The organism is Burkholderia latens, assembly GCF_001718795.1.
Taxonomy (GTDB): domain Bacteria; phylum Pseudomonadota; class Gammaproteobacteria; order Burkholderiales; family Burkholderiaceae; genus Burkholderia; species Burkholderia latens_A.
In genome coordinates this window covers 2,308,311-2,326,915 of the sequence record NZ_CP013438.1, presented here as the reverse complement: position 1 = coordinate 2,326,915, position 18,605 = coordinate 2,308,311, and the positions used below count along the sequence as shown (strand labels likewise).

Sequence of the window (18,605 nt, the reverse complement as noted above, 5' to 3'; positions counted from 1 at the left end):
CCGATGCCCAGAACCGTCCACGTGATCGGTGCAGGACTCGCGGGGCTGTCGGCCGCCGTCGAGCTGCAACGCCGCGGGCGGCGGATCGTGCTGCACGACGCGCGTGCGCATGCGGGCGGCCGTTGCCGCACGTGGTTCGACGGCACGTTGAACACGACGCTCGACAGCGGGCTGCATCAGATCTTCGCGGGTCAGCCCGCGACGCAGCGCTACCTGCGCGCGACGGGCGCGGCCGATCTGCTCGTCGGGCCCGCGCTGTCCGAATATCCAGTGGTCGACGCCGCGTCGCAGCAGCGCTGGACGCTGCGCTTCGGCAACGGACGCTGGCCGTCGTGGCTGTTCGATGCCGCCTCGCGTGCGCCCGGCACCACGCCGCTCGACTACCTGGCGCTCGCGCCGCTCGCATTCGCGCGCACCGGCCGCTCGCTCGCGCAGACGATGCGATGCGACGGCGTGCTGTGGGATCGCTGGCTGAGGCCGTTTCTCGTCGGCGTGCTGAACGTCGAGCCGCGCCATGCGAGCGCCGAGCTCGCACGAGCGGCGCTGTGGGGCGCGTTCTCGGCGGGCGGGCCGGGCTGCCGGCCGCTCGTCGCGCGCCAGGGGCTCGGCAGCGCGTTCGTCGAACCGGCGCTGCGGATGCTGCAGCATGGCGGCGCGCAAATACGGCTGAACTCGCGCCTCAATGCATTCGAGTTCGGCGCGCATGGCAATGCGGTCGACGCGATCACGATCGGCGGCGAACGCGTCGATCTCGCGCCGGGCGACGCGGTCGTGCTGGCCGTGCCGCCGGAGGTTGCGCAACCGCTGGTGCCGGACCTCACGGCGCCCGATACGTTCGGCGCGGTCGTGACCGCGTATTTCGCCGCCGACACGCACGACGGTCCTCCGCAGCAGACGACCGTCGTCAACGGCATCGTCGATGCGATGCGCACCGGCGACGGCACGCTCGCGGCATCGATCCGCGATGCGGGCCGCTGGCTCGACATGCCGCGCGACGCGCTTGCGCAGCGTATTTGGGACGACGTCGCGCGCGTGACGGGCGCGAATGCCGAAGCCATCCCCGCGTGGCAGCTCGTCGTCGAGCCGCGCGCGGGTTTTGCGGCGGTGCCGTCGCAGGAAATGAAACGTCCGGCCGTGCGTACGCGCTGGACCAATCTCGTGCTGGCGGGCGACTGGATTGCCACCGGCCTGCCCGCCACGATCGAGGGCGCGATCCGTTCCGGCCAACTGGCCGCGGACGTGCTCCAGACACAATAAGCAACAGAGGGACCGATGAACGATCTCACCGAAATGGCTACCCTGTCCGCCGGCACCGTGCCGGCCTCGCTCGACACGGCCGTCGCGCGCGCGACCGACGCGCTGTTGGCCGCGCAGAACGCGGACGGACACTGGGTCTACGAACTGGAGGCCGATTCGACGATTCCGGCCGAATACGTACTGCTCGTCCACTATCTCGGCGAGACGCCGAACCTCGAGCTCGAACAGAAGATCGGCCGCTATCTGCGCCGCATCCAGCAGGCCGACGGCGGCTGGCCGCTGTTCACCGACGGCGCACCGAACATCAGCGCGAGCGTGAAGGCGTATTTCGCGCTGAAGGTGATCGGCGACGACGAGAACGCCGAGCACATGCAGCGTGCGCGCCGGGCGATCCATGCGATGGGCGGCGCGGAGATGTCGAACGTGTTCACGCGGATCCAGCTCGCGCTGTACGGTGCGATCCCGTGGCGCGCGGTGCCGATGATGCCGGTCGAAATCATGCTGCTGCCGCAGTGGTTCCCGTTCCATCTGTCGAAGGTGTCGTACTGGGCGCGCACGGTGATCGTGCCGCTGCTGGTGCTGAATGCAAAGCGCCCGCTCGCAAAGAACCCGCGCGGCGTGCGTATCGACGAGCTGTTCATCGACCCGCCCGTCAACGCGGGGCTGCTGCCGCGCCAGGGTCACCAGAGCCCTGGCTGGTTCGCGTTCTTCCGCGTGGTCGATCATGCGTTGCGCGCGGTCGACGGGCTGTTCCCCAGCTACACGCGCGAACGCGCGATCCGTCAGGCGGTGGCGTTCGTCGACGAGCGCCTGAACGGCGAGGACGGCCTGGGCGCGATCTATCCGGCGATGGCCAACGCGGTGATGATGTACGACGTGCTCGGCTACGCTGAAGATCATCCGAATCGCGCGATCGCGCGCAAGTCGGTCGAGAAACTGCTCGTCGTGCACGAGGACGAAGCGTATTGCCAGCCGTGCCTGTCGCCGGTGTGGGACACGTCGCTCGCCGCGCATGCGCTGCTCGAAACCGGCGACGCGCGTGCGGAAGAGGCCGTACTGCGCGGCCTCGATTGGCTGCGCCCGCTGCAGATTCTCGACGTGCGCGGCGACTGGATCTCGCGCCGGCCGAACGTCCGGCCGGGCGGCTGGGCGTTTCAGTACGCGAATGCGCACTATCCGGACGTCGACGACACCGCTGTGGTCGTGATGGCGATGGACCGCGCTCAGAAGCTCAAGCAGACGGACACGTATCGCGAATCGATGGCGCGTGCGCGCGAATGGGTGGTCGGCATGCAGAGCAGCGACGGCGGCTGGGGCGCGTTCGAACCGGAGAACACGCAGTACTACCTGAACAACATTCCGTTCTCGGATCACGGCGCACTGCTCGATCCGCCGACCGCCGACGTGTCGGGCCGCTGCCTGTCGATGCTGTCGCAACTCGGCGAGACGCCGCTGAACAGCGAGCCGGCCCGTCGCGCGCTCGACTACATGCTGAAGGAACAGGAGCCGGACGGCAGCTGGTACGGCCGCTGGGGGATGAACTACGTATACGGCACATGGACGGCCCTTTGCGCGCTGAACGCGGCCGGCCTGACGCCGGACGATCCGCGCATGAAGCGCGGCGCGCAGTGGCTGCTGTCGATCCAGAACAAGGACGGCGGCTGGGGGGAGGACGGCGACAGCTACAAGCTGAACTACCGCGGCTACGAGCAGGCGCCGAGCACGGCGTCGCAGACGGCCTGGGCGCTGCTCGGACTGATGGCGGCCGGCGAGGTGAACAACCCGGCTGTCGCACGCGGCGTCGACTACCTGATCGCGCAGCAAAACGACGAAGGCCTGTGGGACGAGACGCGCTTCACGGCGACCGGTTTCCCGCGCGTGTTCTACCTGCGCTATCACGGCTATCGCAAGTTCTTCCCGCTGTGGGCGCTTGCGCGTTATCGCAACCTGAAGCGCGCGAATGCGACGCGCGTGACGGTCGGGATGTAACGCGTGCCGGCGACGCAGCACAACGGCACGCTGCCCGTCATCGCCGTCACGGGGATGGCGTTCGAGGCGCGCATTGCGCGCGGTCACGGCGTCGAGGCGGTGTTCGCCGCGCGGGCCGACCGGCTCGAGCGCGCGCTGGCCGAAGCGACCGCACGCGGTTGCGCGGGCATCGTCAGCTTCGGCACCGCGGGCGGGCTCGCGCCCGAGCTCGCGCCCGGCGCGCTCGTGATCGCGGACGCGATCGACGGCCCGTTCGGCCGCGTGCCGACCGATCCGGGCTGGAGCGCCCGCCTCGTCGCCGCGCTGCACGACACGCCGGTGTGGGCGCGCGTCACGCGCGGCACGATGGCGGCAGTTGGCGCGCCGGTGGTCAGCGAGCAGGAAAAGACGTCGCTGCATCGTGCGAAGGGCGCGCTCGCCGTCGACATGGAATCGCATATCGCGGCGGCCTTCGCCGCGTCGCGCGGCGTGCCGTTCGCGGTGTGTCGCGCGATCGTCGATCCCGCGTGGCGCACGCTGCCGCGCGCGGCGACGGCCGGCCTGCGCGACGACGGCAGCACCGCGATCCTGCCGATTTTGCGCGAGCTGCTGAAGCAGCCGTCGCAGCTTGGTCCGCTGCTGCAGGTCGCGGGCGATGCGCGCGCAGCGCGCACGACGCTGATACAGGCGCGGCACGCGTTCGAGCGTGCGGGCGCGATGCGGATCGTCTGAGCGGCGCTCGCCGCTTTCCCGCTGCGCTTCTCCCCTCCTCTTTTTCGTTTCGCGGACGCGCAAAAAAAGAGCGCTGCATGATGCAGCGCTCCTTGTCGTTCCGGCAGACGGCGTGGCCGCGCTACTGCGCGGCCGGAGCGCTTGCGGGCGGCGTCGGCACGGCCGGCGCGATGGGCGCGCCGTTCGCGGCAGGTGCGGTCGTTGCACCGGTCGGCGCAGCCGCCGATGCCGCAGCAGGCGCACTCGCGGGCGCTGCCGCGCCCGCACCCGGATCGTCGTACTGCGGCAGGCCCGGTGCGGCCGGCGCATTGTTCGGCGTTGCGCCCGATGCGCCTCCCGACTCACCCGGATCCTCATAGTTCGGCAAGCCGCCCGGCATGGCGGGCGTCGCGGCCGGCACCGCGCCGGCTTCACCCGGCTCCGCGTAGTTCGGCACCGCGGTCGACGCCGACTGCCCGCGATACGTGAGCGACTTGCGTTGCTGCAGATACGCATCGCGGACGAACGAATACGGATCGAGCGCCGCCTGCTTCAGCAAATCGGTTGCGCCGAGCAGGTCCGAGCGCGCGCTGATGAACTGCGCGATGTACATCGGATTGCGCACGGCCGGCTCGATGTAGTTGAGCAGGTTGAAGCGGACGTCCACCGCGCGGCCGACGCCGTCGCGAATCGTGCTTGGGCCGAACACCGGCAACACGAGGTACGGGCCCGACGGCATGCCCCAGCGCGCCATCGTCAGCCCGAAGTCCTGGTGATGCTTCGGCAGGCCGGCCGGCGTCGCGATGTCGATCAGGCCGCCGACGCCGAACACCGAGTTCATCGCCACGCGCATCAGGTCCTGCGTCGCATCCGTGATGCGCAGCTGCAACAGGTTGTTCGCCATGTTGCCGAGATCGCCGAGGTTCGAGAAGAAGTTGCTGATCGCGGTGCGCACCGGCGTCGGCGTGATCTTCTGGTATCCCTTCGCGATCGGCACCGCGATGTTCGTGTCGACCGTGTCGTTGAACTTGTACATCGCGCGGTTCATCGGCTCGAGCGGGTCGTTGGGGTTGCGGTTCGGGCCCGTCGCGCAGCCGCTGAGCACCGCGCTGGCTGCGACGGTCGCCGCAATGATTCGCACCTTATTCATTGTTTCCTTGCGATTGGTTCTTGGCGCGTTTGACGCGCGGTTTGCCCATCAGGACAGGCTGAAACACCACGGCGCCGATCAGCGTGCAGGTCAACGCCAGCGCAAGCAGTTTGCCCATGCTCGACGTGCCCGGATGATGCGACAGCCACAGGCTGCCGAAAGCGGTTGCCGTCGTCGCGGCGCTGAACAGCACCGCGTGCGTGAGGCTCGAGTGCAGCAGGCCAGTCTGCCCCGCGCGCCATGCCATCACGAAGTACACCTTGAACGCGACGCCGACGCCGAGCATCAGCGGCAGCGCGATGATGTTCGCGAAGTTCAGCGACATGCCGAGCACCACGCACATCTCGAGCGTGACGAGCCCGGACACGAGCAGCGGCACCAGCGTGCGCAGCACGTCGCCGAAGCGGCGCAACGTGATCCACAGCAGGATGGTGATCGAGATGATCGACCACAGCGCCGCATGCAGGAACGCGTTGATGATCGTCTCGGCCGAATGCAGGATCGAGATCGGACCGCCGGTCGCGCCCGGGTCCGCCGCCTTCACGGCCTTCGCGAAGCGGCGCAGCATCGTGTCGTCGTTCGGGTCGACGCCCTTGGGCACCTTCGGCGAGATCTGCACGAGCGCGTGGCCGTCCGGCGCGACCCAGTCGCGCACCAGCTGCGGCGGCAGCGATTCGCGCGTGATCTCCTGCGGCTGCAGCAGCGTCGCGAGCTGGTTGAGTGCGATGCGCAGCGTGTCCGAGAACGCGCGTTCCGCGCGATCGCGCGTCGCGCTGTCGGCCGCGGCCAGCTTCGCGAGCGATGCCGACAGATGCTGCGCGGCCGGCGCGCCCGGCCCCGGGTGATCTTCCGCCGCATAGCTCAGCAGGTCCGACACGCGCTTGAGCGCGGCGACGCGCTGCGCGTCGGTCGCGGGCGGCGCGGCCGGCTGCGTCAGCGCGGGCAGCAGTTCGCTCGCAGCCGTGGCGATCGCCGCGCGCTTGGCCGGCTGGTCGGCCGGCACGAAAGTCGTGAGCGTCGTCGTGCGACCGACCTCCGGCAGCGCGTCGAGGCGCTTCGCGGCCGCGTCGGCTTCGGCGAGCGACGGCGCGAGCAGCGTGACGTCGTTGACCGCGGCTTCCGGCGAATCCTTCAGCGCGAGCAGCGTCGCCATCGATTCGCTGTGCGGATCCTTCAGGTGCAGCGGATTGAAGTCGAAGTGCAGGAACGCGAGCAGCGGCAGCGCGCCGATCACGACCGCGAGCGTGCCGATGAGGATCGGCTTGCGATGGCGATCGAGGAAATCGTCGACCGGCGCGAGCCACGGAAACCCGGGCGTCTTCGATTCGCCGGGCGGCGCGAACAGGCGGAGCAGCGCGGGCAGCAGTGTGAGCGTGGTCAACAGCGCGACGAACATCCCGACGCCCGCGATCAGCCCGAGCTCGGACACGCCGCGATACGCGGTCGGGATGAACGAGAAAAAGCTCGCCGCGACGGCCGTGGTCGCGAGCGCGAGCGGCATGCCCATCGAGTGCGCGGCCCCGATCAGCGCGTGATCGATGCGCGGATCGCGGAAGCGTTCCTCGCGGTACTTCACGCCGTACTGGATCGAGAAGTCGACGCCGAGGCCCACGAACAGCACCATGAACGCGACCGAGATCATGTTCAGTGAACCGACCATCGCAAGGCCGAGCGCGGCGGTCACGACGAGGCCGACGAACAGCGTGACGAGCACCGATCCGATCATTCGCTTCGAGCGCAGCGCGAGCCACAGGATCACGAGCACGGCGAGCAGCGTGAGCACGCCGTTGAGCGCGGCGCCGTCTTCGACCGACGCGAATTCGTCGTCGGCGAGCGGCTGTTCGCCGGTCAGGCGCACGACCGCGCCGTAGCGTTTTTCCAGATCGAGCGTGCGCGCGGTGTCGCGGATCACCTCGCTCGTGGCCGCGCCGGCCTTCAGCGCGCCGTAGTTCACGACCGGCTGCACGGTGACGAATGCGCGCGCCGGCTGGCGTGCGGCGTCGCTGTCGACCAGCCCGCGCCAGGAGAATGCGGCCGGCTTGCCGGCCAGCACGTCGTCGACGGTCGCGGCACTGCGCGCGAGCAGCTTCGCCATCGCCGGCAGCTTGACCTGCCCGGTCAACAGCGGCTGGCCGAGCGTGGTGGACAGCGTGGTCGCGAGCCCGGTGAGGCTCGGGTTCTTCGCGAGTTCGTTGACGAGCGGCCGCGCGCTCGCGAGCTGGGACGTCGTATCCGACACCTCCTGCGGCGACAGGAACAGCAGCCCGTTGTGCTCGAAGAACGGGCCGCCGCCGGGTTCGCCGACCTGACCGATATGGCCGGCGTCGGTTTGCTTCTGCAGCGCGTCGGTGAGCGCGTGCGCGGCGGCGGTCGCGAATTCGGGCGCGGGCGCTTCGACCACCGCGAGGATCGTGCCGTTGCGTTGCGGGAACGCTGCGTCGACGGCCTTGCTGAGCGCGGCCCATTGCGGCTCGGCATCGACGAGCTTGCTGATGTCCGTGTTGATCTTGAAGTGCTGCGCGACATAGACGCCGCTGAACGCGGCAATGACGAGCGACAGCACGACGACCCAGACGGGGCGGCGGACCGACCATGCGACGAGTCGGACGATGAGAGATGTCACCATGTGGCGGTGCGGAGGGGCTGGCAAGGGCAAAGCAACGAGTATACCGGCGCAACGTGGCGTCGGTCGCGACGTCGCTACGTAAAAGGGCGGGAAGGATATTTGCTCCGCTTCGCGAGAATCGGCGCCAAAGATCGGATGATTGGTAAGGGGACGCTTACATAATCGGCGCGGAGCGCCGCGGCGAAGGCTCTGTGACAAAGGGGGATCAAAGGTAACAGTCGGTCACCGCGCGGCAGGCGCGCGTGGGGGCCGCTATACTTCGACCCACCGGCCGATGCAACGCATGCGATTTTGCCGGCCGTTTTTTCTCATCGAGTGCGAATATCAGTATGAAACGTCATCTGTTTGCTTTCATCGCGGCCGCAGCCGTGTCGGTTTCCGCTTTCGCGCAGAGCGCGCCGGTCGACGTCGTCCGCAGTGCGGTCGAGGGCACCGTCAACGCGATGAAGGCCGACCCGGCCGCGCGCGGCGGCGACATGGCGAAAGTCACGCAAGTCGTCGAGCAGCGCTTCCTGCCGGCGACGAATTTCGAACGCACGACCCGCATCGCCGTCGGCGACGCGTGGAAGCAGGCGACACCGCAACAGCAGCAGGAGCTGTACAAGCAGTTCAAGCTGCTGATGACGCGCACCTATGCGGCGTCGCTCGCGCAGCTCGGCAACCAGGATGCGAAGTTCTCGTTCAAGGCCGGCGGCGCGTCGGGCGCCGATGCGCTGGTGCAGTCGACGGTCACGACGCCGGGCGACAGCCAGTCGGTCGGCTACCGGCTCGGCAAGGTCGGCAACGACTGGAAGATCTACGACATCGACATGTCGGGCGCGTGGTTGATCCAGGTATATCAGGGCCAGTTCAAGAGCCAGCTCGCATCGGGCGGCGTCGACGCGCTGATCGCGTATCTGCAGAAGCACAATTCGCGGACGAATTGAGCGTCGACGCGCGAAGTCTGGATGCATGAAAGGCGCCTCCGGGCGCCTTTTCTATTCGCGGGTCGGTCGAGCGGCGATTGCCACTGCGGGATGCTGACCCAGCGAGTCTGCAAGTGCTTTGGAGGGGCGAATCGCGCGCGGTGCGAGCAGTCGGAAGACCGCCTACCGCCGCCGATGCTCGACCGCGAACTTGATCAGTTCCGCCTGCCCTTCGATTTCGAGCTTGCGTTTGAGATTGAGCCGGTGCGTTTCCACCGTGCGCACCGACAGCCCCGTCTGCTGCGCGATCTGCTTGCTCGACAGCCCCTCGGCCAGCGCATCGAGGATGTCGCGTTCGCGCGGCGTCAACCGGTCGAGCGGCGACGCGGTCGCGCTCGCCTGGATCATCCGCGCGGCGAGCCCTTCGCTGAAGAACGTCTGGCCGGCCAGCACCGCGCCGATCGCGCGCACGATCTCGCTCGCTGGCGAATCCTTCAGCAGATAACCGCTCGCGCCGGCTCGCACGGCCTGCGTCACGTATTCGACGTTGTCGTGCATCGACAGCATCAGCACGCGAATGCCCGGGAAGCGCTCGTGGAACACGCCGGCGAGCGTGATCCCGTTCATCCCGTTCATGCCGACGTCCATCAGCGCGAGATCGGGTTCGAGCGACGCGGCGAGCGCGAGCGCCTCGTCGGCGTTGCCGGCTTCGCCGACCACGGACAAGTCGGCTGCCTCGAGCCGCATCCGCAACCCGTCGCGTACCAGCGGGTGATCGTCGACGAGTAGCAGGCGGGCAGCGGGCCGGGCGGTGTCGGGGGCGCTCATGGGCAAGAGTCTCCGGTTAGGGGCGCGCACCGTCAGGCGGCGGCGCGCAGCGGCACGCGCGCGGCAACGACGGTGTGGCCAACCTGCGACGCGATCGTCAGCGTGCCGCCGAGCGCATCGAGGCGCTCGCGCATGTTGCGCAGCCCGATGCCGCGGCGCGCATCGGTCTGCGTCCGTTCGGCATCGAAGCCGCAGCCGTTGTCGGCGATGGTCAGCGTGACCGCATGCGCGCCGACATCGAGCGTGACGGCCGCGCGCGACGCCTGCGCATGATGCACGATGTTGCTGAGCGCTTCCTGCGCGATCCGGAACAGCGCCGTGTTGACCGCCGCAGGTAGCGGCCGCGCGCCGCTGTGCGCGACCTGCGTATAGCCGATGTCGATGCCGCTTTCCGTGCCGAGTTCGCGCACCAGTTGTTCGAGCGCGGCCGCGAGGCCGAGATCGTCGAGCATCGCCGGGCGCAGCGCATGCGAGATGCGCCGCACTTCGCGCAACGTGTCGCCGAGCCGCCCGACGCCCGACGCGAGCGCCTGCTCGGCTTCGGGCATGCGTGTCGCGCCGCGCTCGAAGCGCGCGAGCGCGGATTCGAGCATCAGCTTCGCAGACACCATCATCTGGCTGATCCCGTCATGCAACTCGCGCGACAGCCGTTCGCGCTCCTGCTCCTGCGATTCGACGACGCGCTGCGCGAGCTGCTTGAGCTTTGCGTCGGCACTGCGCGATTCGCTGACATTCAGCACCAGCGCGCACACGGCGATCGCGGCGGCGCCGGTCAGCGCGATCGCGGTGAGCCAGCTCATCGTTCGCTCGATGTTCGCGGACGCGCGCGCGTCGATGCGCTGCAACGCGGTGTCGACGTCATCGAGATAGATGCCGGTGCCGACCATCCAGCCCCAGCGCTCGAGCGCGACGACGTAGCCGAGCTTCGGTGCGGGCTTGCCGGTCGACGGCCGTTGCCACGTGTAGCGCACGTAGCCGCCGCCGTGCGAGGCCGCGCCGATCAGCTGCTGGATCGTCAGCGCGCCCTGCGGATCGCGCATCGTCCAGAAGTTGTGGCCGACGCGCTCGGGTTCGCGCGGATGCATCAGCGCATTGCCGTGCAGGTCGTAGACGAAGAAATAACCGTCGGGGCCGAAATCCATCTTTTGCAGCATCGCGAGCGCCTGCGTGCGCAGCAACCCGTCGTCGCGCGCGTTGCCGCCGCTAGCGTCGTACAGCGGCATGATCGCGCTCGTCGCAAGCTCGACGTAATGCTTGAGCTCGACTTCCTTGCTCGACAGGTACGCGGCCTGGATCGTCGCGTGCTGCGTGCGCGCGAGCGACGTCGCCTGCTGACGCACGCCGAAACCGATGCCGGCGATCGCGAGCAGGAACGGCACGATGGCCAGAAGAAATATCTTTGCCTTGAGTTTCATGGTGACGGGAAGCCGGCGCGCCGACGGCGGACGCGCGCCGCGCATAGCGCGGCGAGCCGACATTGTCGGCGATTTTGCCCGCCGGCGGCGCGCGCGGAATGGCCGGGCGGCGCTCAGGCGCGCCGCGGCTCGCGCTCGGCGGCGGCCGATGCGATCTGCACGACGACCCGGTTGCGTCCCAGCTCCTTCGCGCGATACAGCGCGTCGTCGGCGACTTTCAGCGCGCGCTGGATGCTGCAGTCGCGGGCCGGATAGCAGGTCGTCACGCCGATGCTCGCGGTGAGCCGCCCCGTCGTGCCCGTGTCGTGGTGGATGCCGAGCTCGAGGATGCCGGTGCGGATCGCTTCGGCGATCGTCACGGCGCCGTCCGTATCGACATTGGGCAGCACGACGACGAATTCCTCGCCGCCGTAGCGCGCCGCGTAGTCGGCCGGCCGCCGCAGGCAGCCGGCGATGCAGCGTGCGACCGCGGCGAGTGCGTCGTCGCCGGCCTGGTGGCCTTGCGTGTCGTTGTAGCGCTTGAAGTGATCGACGTCGACGAACAGCAGCGACAGCGCGTGTTGCGAGCGCGCGGCGCGACGCCATTCGCGCGCGAGTGTGACGTCGAGCATCCGGCGGTTGTCGAGGCCGGTGAGGCCGTCGGTGCGCGCGAGCGCCTCCAGTTCCGTTTCCGCGCGGTGGCGTTTGCGCAGCTGCACGTCGAGCAGCAGCGACAGGCCGACGAAGCCGAGCGCGAGGATCGCCATCGCCGAGCCGATCGGGATCGCGCGGTCGTACCACGCGGCGTACGTGTCGGCTTCGGAGCGCGCGACCATGATGATCAGCGGCAGGTTCTGCAGATGCCGGAACACGTACAGGCGCCGCACGCCGTCGATCGATGCGGTATCGGCGAAACTGCCTTCGCTGGCCGCCATGAACTGCCGGAACGTGCTCGCCTTGCTGATGTTGCGGCCGACGATCGCTGGATCGTATGGCTGGCGCGCGAGCATCAGGCCCTTCGTGTTGATCAGCGCCATCGACCCGCGATCGCCGAGCGCGAGACGCGAGAACAAATCCTGGAAATATTCGAGCCGGATCGACATCACCGCGACGCCGCCGAACGATCCGTCGGGCCGCGTGATCCGCCGGCTGAGCGCGATGCTCGGCGAGCCGGCGCGCAGCCGCGAACGGTATGGATCGCTGACGTACAGGCCGACGTCGGGGTGATCGCGGTGGACGGTGAAGTACGGTTCGTTGCCGAAATTGACCTTGCGCGGCACGTCGCTCTTGCCGTCGACCGCGATGTCGCCGTTCGCGTCGAGCACGTAGATCCCGCCGAGGTACCTGGCCGTGGTTGCGCGATCGAACAGCACCTGGCGGCGCAGCGGCATCGGCAGCGCGGTGACCGCCGGATCGTTCGCGCCGTCGACGACTGCCTGCAGCGACAGCGAATAGAACTCGATGTTGCGCTCGATGTCCCACGACGCCATCAGCGCGATGTTCTGCTGCGTGATCCGCGCGCGGTCGCGGGCGTCGACGCGGGCTTCGTACAGCACGATGCCGCACAGAAGCAGCAGGAGCAGACCGATCAGCAGCCCGGAATAAAAGATCAGATGCGGCAGCAGGAGCCGGCGCAATTGTGCGGCGATACGGCCGGTCGGGCCGGATTCGCTGGGCATTGCGTAGTCGGTCTCTGCCATGGTTCGTGAAGCGATGGGCATCGCCGTCAGCACGCGGGTCGATGCAATTGTTCGTATGATTGGCGCGTGGCGATCCGATACGCTGCCCCGTTGTGTTCTGCTGGTCCGACGACCGTGCGCCGATTATCGGAACAACGCGGCAGGCTGAACCGCTCGATTATTCATTCATCGGCGGATTCTGCCGCGATTCAACGATCAGGCGAATCGGGCCGCGTGGATTGGTCCGAGTATAACGCGCACGTTGGCGGACGCGAAAAATGTTGCCGGCCGTTGATCGGGATCAAATTACGACGGCCGCCGATACTTGCCAATCGCGCGGTGAACGTTGCTGCGCAAGGGCCTGTGGCGGCGTTGCGCGTGCCGCGCATTAGGTCGCGGCTCGATTTCCGTCTTTAACGGATTGCAGAATGTCTGCCCGACGTTGTGCAATGCGCAATGATTATTCTTTTCAGCGTCCGCCTCAGTCCGCATATGAAAACGGACGGCCGCGACGGCCGTCCGTTTCGTGAATCCGCATGCGGGAAAGCCCGCATGCGTGTGCGCATGCCGGGCGTTTACGCGCCGTGCTGCTGCGCCTTGAACGCGAGCCGGAAGCGATGCAACAGCGGCTCGGTATAGCCGCTCGGCTGCGACGCGCCCTGCAGCGCCAGCGCGCACGCGGCCTTGAACGCGGTCGACTCGTCGTAGGCGGGCGCCATTGGACGATAGTTCGGATCGCCCGCATTCTGCTGGTCGACGACGCGCGCCATCCGCTTGAACACGTCGAGCACGAAGGCTTCGGTGATCACGCCATGGCGCAGCCAGTTCGCGATGTGCTGGCTCGAAATGCGCAGCGTCGCGCGGTCCTCCATCAGGCCGACGTCGTGGATGTCTGGCACTTTCGAGCATCCGACGCCCTGTTCGACCCACCGCACGACGTAGCCGAGGATGCCCTGCGCATTGTTCTCGACTTCGCTGAGGATCTCGGCCTCGCTCCACTCGGCGCGCTCGACGACCGGCACGGTCAGCAGCCCTTCGAGCAGCGCGTCGCGCTCGCTCGCGTACGGCGTCTTCTCGAGTTCCTGCTGGACGGCCTGCACGTCGACGAGGTGGTAGTGCAGCGCGTGCAGCGTCGCGGCGGTCGGCGACGGCACCCACGCGGTGTTCGCGCCGGCGCGCGGATGCGCGATCTTCTGCTCGAGCATCGCATGCATCAGGTCCGGCATCGCCCACATGCCCTTGCCGATCTGCGCGCGACCGCGCAGGCCGGCCGACAGCCCCGCGAGCACGTTGTTGCGCTCGTACGACTGGATCCACGCCGACGACTTCATGTCGCCCTTGCGGATCATCGGGCCCGCTTCCATCGCGGTGTGCATCTCGTCGCCGGTGCGGTCGAGGAAGCCGGTGTTGATGAACGCGACGCGGGCCGCCGCCGCCGCGATACACGCGGCGAGGTTCACGCTGGTGCGCCGCTCCTCGTCCATGATGCCCATCTTCAGCGTATTGCGCGGCAGGCCGTACAAATCCTCGATCCGCGCGAACAGCGTGTCGGCGAACGCGACTTCGGCCGGGCCGTGCATCTTCGGTTTCACGATGTAGATGGAGCCCGTGCGCGAATTGCGCTTGGCCTTCAGGTCGTGCAACGCGCACAGCGTGGTGACGACGCCGTCGAGGATCCCTTCCGGAATCTCGTTGCCGTCTCGATCGAGCACCGCGCCGTTGGTCATCAGGTGGCCGACGTTGCGCACGAACAGCAGCGAGCGGCCGTGCAGCGTCAGCGTGCCGCCGGACGGCGTCGTGTATTCGCGATCGGCGTTCAGGCGGCGCGTAAACGTCTTGCCGCCCTTCGCGACTTCTTCGACCAGCGTGCCTTGCATCAGGCCGAGCCAGTTGCGGTAGAGCTGAACCTTGTCGTCGGCGTCGACCGCAGCGACCGAATCCTCGCAGTCGATGATCGTGCTGACCGCGGCTTCGAGCACGATGTCCTTCACGTTCGCGAGATCGGCGCGGCCGATTGGCGTCGATGCGTCGATCTGGATCTCCAGATGCAGCCCGTTGTGCTTCAGCAGGATCGCGGACGGTGCGCCGGCCGCGCCCTGGTAGCCGACGAATTGCGCGGGCTGTGCGAGGTGCACGACGCCCTTGCCGGTTTCGACGGCGAGCTGGCCGTCCTGCACGCGGTAGCGCAACGCATCGCGGTGCGAGCCGCTCGCGAGCGGCGCCGCGTTGTCGAGCACGCCGCGCGCGTAGTCGATCACGCGCTGGCCGCGCGTCGGGTTGTACGCGGTGGTGCGTTCGGCGCCGCCGTCCTCCGGCAGCGCATCGGTGCCGTACAGTGCGTCGTACAGGCTGCCCCAGCGCGCGTTCGCGGCGTTCAGCGCATAGCGCGCGTTCGACAGCGGCACGACGAGCTGCGGGCCGGCCTGCGTCGCGATCTCGGTGTCGACGTTCGCGGTGGCGGCCGCGACGTTCGCCGGCGCCGGCACGAGATAGCCGATCTTTTCGAGGAACGCGCGATACGCGGCGTGATCGCGCACCGGGCCGGGGTGCGCGCGGTGCCATGCGTCGAGTTCCTGCTGCAGGCGGTCGCGTTCCGCGAGCAGTTCGCGGTTGCGCGGCGCGAGGTCGTGCACCAGCGCCGAGAAACCGCTCCAGAACGCGGCCTTGTCGATACCGGTGCCCGGCAACGCTTCGTCTTCAATGAACTGGCTCAGCGCTGGCGCGACTTGCAGTCCTGCTTGGTCGATCATCGTGATTCCTCCCGGGGAATGAAAAACGCGCGCGCGTTGGCTGGCTATGCCACGACGCTTTGTGTACCGGCGCGGGCGATCTGCACATCCTGTTCGGACTTTACGCCAGACACGCCGATCGCGCCCGCGATGCGGCCGTCCACCGTGACCGGCACGCCGCCTTCGAGCAAGCCCGTCAGCGGCACGCTCAGAAACGCGGTGCGGCCACCGTTGATCATATCCTCATACGCCTTCGTCTCGCGACGGCCGAGCGCGGCCGCGCGCGCCTTGTCCTGCGCGATATGGGCGCTGGCCGCCGACGCGCCGTCGAGCCGCGCGAATGCGAGCAGGTGGCCGCCGTCGTCGACGATCGCGATCGATACGGACCAGCCGTGACGCTCCGCTTCCGCGCGGGCGGCGGCGAGCATGCGCTCGACGTCGGCGAGTTCGAGTTCGGGCTTGGTCTTCATGACGGTTCTCCGGAATCAGCGTCAGTTGACGAGTCGGTTGTCGACGAGCCCGATCCAGTGGCGCACGGGCGTGCGGCCGGCGCCGCTCAGGTGAGTCTGGCAGCCGATGTCGGCCGTGACAATCCGGTCGCGCGCGCGGCCGCGAGCGCGTCGGGCTGCCGTGCAGTTTCGTCGGGAGTTTGCGTTGCGCCGGGGATGCGCGGTTGACGCAGAAGGGCGCCGGCAGCGAGTGTCAGTGCGCGCCGGACGGCGGCTTCGCGCGACCGAACAGCGCCGATTCGCGCCGCGCGCGGAACGGGGTGAGCGGTGCGCCGGCAATCGCAGCCTCGCGACTCGGGACCATCGCGGTGCTGGCACTCATTGCGCGTTCAGTCGAACGGCACCGCAAGCCGGTCGATCACCGAACTGGTTTCCGGACGTACACCGCGCCACCACGCGAACGCTTCCGCCGCCTGCTCGACCAGCATGCCGACGCCGTCGGCGATTCCGTGTACGCCAGCATTTCTCGCGAGCCGAAGAAACGGCGTGAGGCGTTTGCCGTACGCGAGTTCGTAGGCCGTGCCGTGCGGGCTGAACACGCTCGGCGGAACCGGCGGCAGATTGCCTGTCAGGCTCGCCGACGTCGCATTGACCACCAGGTCGAAACGCCCCATCCGCTCGAGCTCCGCATAGCCGCCGGCCACGAGCGCATTACGCGGGCCGGACTGCGACACCTGCGCGACCAGTGTGCGCGCCTTGTGGACGTCGCGATTCGCGATGACGAGTTCCGCCGGCCGCGCGTCGAGGAACGGCAGCAATGCTCCGCGCACCGCGCCGCCGGCACCGAGCACCAGCACGCGCTTGCCGGCCATCGGCAGCCGCAGGTTCACTTCGATATCGCGCACCAGACCGATACCGTCGAAGTTGTCGGCCAGGATGCGGCCGTCGTCGAACTTCAGCGCGTTGGCCGCGCCCGCCAGCTTCGCGCGCTCGCTGCGTTCGTCGGCCATCGCGAACGCGTCGAGCTTGAACGGCGCGGTGACGTTGACGCCCTTGCCGCCCCTTTCGAAAAATCCGCGTACCGCTGCGGCGAACGCGCCCGCCGGTTCGAGCGGGCCTTCGATCGCCGTGTAGTTGATGTCCTGCTGCGTCTCCTGCGCGAAGAGACCGTGAATCAGCGGGGATTTCGTGTGCCCGATCGGATTGCCGATCACCGCGTACTGGTCAGTCATCGTTGGCTCGCTTGTGAAAGAGGACGCCATCGGCCAGCATCGCGTCGATCTCGGCCGAATCGAATCCCAGTGAATGCGCGACTTCCGCGTTGTGCTGCCCGAGATCGGGTGCGACGTCGCGAATCGTCGTATCGCAATCGGAAAACCGGAACGGCAGATTCGGCAGACGAAGCGTCCCGTAGCGCGGATGCTGTTGCTCGACGACCATGCCCCGTGCCTGAATCTGCGGATCGTCCAGCACCTCGTCGATGCGCTGCACCTTTGCGCACGGAACGTCGATGCCGTCGAGCAATTCGAGCACCGACGCGACGGAGCGGGCGGCGACCCACGGCTCGACCACCGACAGGATCGCCGCGCGGTGCGCGTTACGCCCGACGCTGTCGTGAAAGCGCGTGTCGGAGCCGAAATCCGCCGGGCCGCCGTGCGCGGCGATCAGCGCGGCGAAGCGCTTCCAAGCGTCGTCGACCTGCGCGGCGATCACGAGATCGCCGTCCGCTGCACGAAACACGCCGTACAGCGTCGACGTCGGCATGTCGTGCCCGGTCTGCTCGGGCAGCACGCCCTGCAGCGTGTAGCACTGCACCGCGTATTCGTGCATCGACACCAGCGTGTCGTACAGCGCCATGTCGATGTGTTGCCCGCGGCCGCTCGTCACGCGGCCCAGCAGCGCGGCGTTGATGGCCGCGACCGCATGGATGCCGGTATACATGTCGCCGAGCGAGATGCGCAGCAGCGGCGGCCGCTCGCCCGGCGTGCCGACCATCTGCATGATGCCGCTCTTTGCTTCCGCGATCAGCCCGAAACCGGCTCGATGCGCGTCCGGGCCGGTATGCCCGTACGCCGAAATCGAGCAGTACACGAGCCCCGGATTACGCGCCGACAGCTCCGCATAGCCGAGACCGAGCTTGTCCAGCGCGCCGGGCCGATAGTTTTCGATGAACACGTCGGCGGAATCGCACAGCCGCTGCATGAACGCCTTGCCGCGTGCGTCCTTCATGTTGACGCTCACGCCGCGCTTGCCCATGTTGAGCTGCAGGAAATAGCCGCTTTGCTGATCGTCGAGCACGGTGGCGTGCTGACGCCCGGCGTCGCCGGCGCCGGGGCGCTCGACCTTGATCACGTCGGCGCCGAGTGCCGCGAGACAGCGCCCGACATACGGACCGGCGAGGAAGTGGCTGTAGTCGACGACGCGGATGCCTTCGAGGGGACGGGCCTGCATCACAGCGCTCCCGGGCGGCGCGGCACCATCAGCCGATGTTCGCCGCGTTGAACGACCTGCCCGTGCTGATTGATCAGCTCCGACGGCAGCACGACGATGCCCCATTCCGGGCGGCTCTTGCTCGCGCGCATCGAGCCGACACGGAACGTCACGTGAAGCACGTCGCCGACCTTGATCGGCAGCAGGAAGTCCCACGTCCAGCCGAGCGACATGCCCGGCAGGAACCGGTAGTCGCTCTGCGTTTTCAGGCCGTCGGCAATCGACAGGCCGAACAGCCCGTGCGCGACGAGGCAGCCGAAATGGCTGGCGTTCGCGTATTCCTCGTCGACATGGACGGGCGTATGGTCGCCGGTGAGTTCAGCGTACGCGAGAATGCGTTCCTTGGTCACGACGTACTCGGGACTCGTGCACGTGTCGCCCTCGCGCGCGTCGTCCCAGTATTTCTCGACGATCGTCAT

Annotated in this window: 15 protein-coding genes; 4 read left to right on the top strand and 11 right to left on the bottom strand. The window is 68.2% G+C overall.

The genetic code is table 11. The features are described from left to right. The first annotated feature begins 3 nt into the window (after positions 1–3). The 3 genes from hpnE to WK25_RS29570 are packed head-to-tail and all read left to right on the top strand — an operon-like array spanning position 4 to position 3,957. Positions 4–1,257 (top strand): hydroxysqualene dehydroxylase HpnE, encoded by a 1,254-nt coding sequence (hpnE, locus tag WK25_RS29580; RefSeq protein WP_069243465.1) that lies wholly within the window; start codon positions 4–6, stop codon positions 1,255–1,257. 15 nt (positions 1,258–1,272) lie between these two features. Then, a complete protein-coding gene (gene shc / locus WK25_RS29575; protein WP_040138941.1) occupies positions 1,273–3,246 on the top strand; it encodes a squalene--hopene cyclase in 1,974 nt (657 codons plus the stop codon). A 3-nt stretch (positions 3,247–3,249) separates the two neighbouring features. Beyond that, complete coding sequence (locus tag WK25_RS29570) at positions 3,250–3,957, top strand: phosphorylase (RefSeq protein WP_082721622.1); 708 nt, start codon at positions 3,250–3,252, stop codon at positions 3,955–3,957. Positions 3,958–4,078: 121 nt separating this feature from the next. Here WK25_RS29570 and WK25_RS29565 read toward each other — a convergent pair whose 3' ends face one another. Then, positions 4,079–5,086: a VacJ family lipoprotein gene (locus WK25_RS29565; RefSeq protein WP_040138939.1), complete on the bottom strand. Its 1,008-nt coding sequence runs from the start codon at positions 5,084–5,086 to the stop codon at positions 4,079–4,081. Then, positions 5,079–7,712 (bottom strand): MMPL family transporter, encoded by a 2,634-nt coding sequence (locus tag WK25_RS29560; RefSeq protein WP_069243464.1) that lies wholly within the window; start codon positions 7,710–7,712, stop codon positions 5,079–5,081. The genes WK25_RS29565 and WK25_RS29560 overlap by 8 nt, the downstream gene beginning before the upstream one ends. A gap of 329 nt (positions 7,713–8,041) precedes the next feature. On the opposite strand from WK25_RS29560, the gene WK25_RS29555 reads away from it, so the two are divergent. Continuing rightward, entirely contained in the window at positions 8,042–8,638 is a 597-nt protein-coding gene (locus WK25_RS29555; RefSeq protein WP_040138937.1) for an MlaC/ttg2D family ABC transporter substrate-binding protein, read from the top strand. A gap of 162 nt (positions 8,639–8,800) precedes the next feature. Here WK25_RS29555 and WK25_RS29550 read toward each other — a convergent pair whose 3' ends face one another. From WK25_RS29550 to WK25_RS29515, 9 genes are all read right to left on the bottom strand, one after another. Then, positions 8,801–9,445, bottom strand: coding sequence for a response regulator (locus tag WK25_RS29550; protein WP_059548502.1), 645 nt, complete (start codon positions 9,443–9,445; stop codon positions 8,801–8,803). Positions 9,446–9,477: 32 nt separating this feature from the next. Next, positions 9,478–10,860: a cache domain-containing protein gene (locus WK25_RS29545; protein WP_069243589.1), complete on the bottom strand. Its 1,383-nt coding sequence runs from the start codon at positions 10,858–10,860 to the stop codon at positions 9,478–9,480. Between the two features lie 113 nt (positions 10,861–10,973). After that, positions 10,974–12,539: a sensor domain-containing diguanylate cyclase gene (locus WK25_RS29540; protein WP_040138935.1), complete on the bottom strand. Its 1,566-nt coding sequence runs from the start codon at positions 12,537–12,539 to the stop codon at positions 10,974–10,976. A gap of 554 nt (positions 12,540–13,093) precedes the next feature. Then, positions 13,094–15,268 (bottom strand): malate synthase G, encoded by a 2,175-nt coding sequence (locus WK25_RS29535; protein WP_059548500.1) that lies wholly within the window; start codon positions 15,266–15,268, stop codon positions 13,094–13,096. 44 nt (positions 15,269–15,312) lie between these two features. Continuing rightward, the gene (locus WK25_RS29530) at positions 15,313–15,717 is read right to left on the bottom strand and encodes a GlcG/HbpS family heme-binding protein (RefSeq protein WP_069243463.1); all 405 of its coding nucleotides are present in this window, start codon (positions 15,715–15,717) and stop codon (positions 15,313–15,315) included. Positions 15,718–15,949: 232 nt separating this feature from the next. Further along, a complete protein-coding gene (locus WK25_RS32295) occupies positions 15,950–16,078 on the bottom strand; it encodes a hypothetical protein (RefSeq protein WP_257785765.1) in 129 nt (42 codons plus the stop codon). Positions 16,079–16,085: 7 nt separating this feature from the next. Continuing rightward, positions 16,086–16,928, bottom strand: a complete 843-nt coding sequence (gene aroE / locus WK25_RS29525) for a shikimate dehydrogenase (protein ID WP_069243462.1) — start codon at positions 16,926–16,928, stop codon at positions 16,086–16,088. Beyond that, on the bottom strand, positions 16,921–18,147 hold the full coding sequence (locus WK25_RS29520) for a CaiB/BaiF CoA transferase family protein (protein WP_069243461.1): 1,227 nt from the start codon (positions 18,145–18,147) through the stop codon (positions 16,921–16,923). Before WK25_RS29520 ends, aroE begins: the two co-directional genes overlap by 8 nt. Continuing rightward, positions 18,147–18,605, bottom strand: a complete 459-nt coding sequence (locus WK25_RS29515) for a MaoC family dehydratase (protein WP_040138930.1) — start codon at positions 18,603–18,605, stop codon at positions 18,147–18,149. The genes WK25_RS29520 and WK25_RS29515 overlap by 1 nt, the downstream gene beginning before the upstream one ends.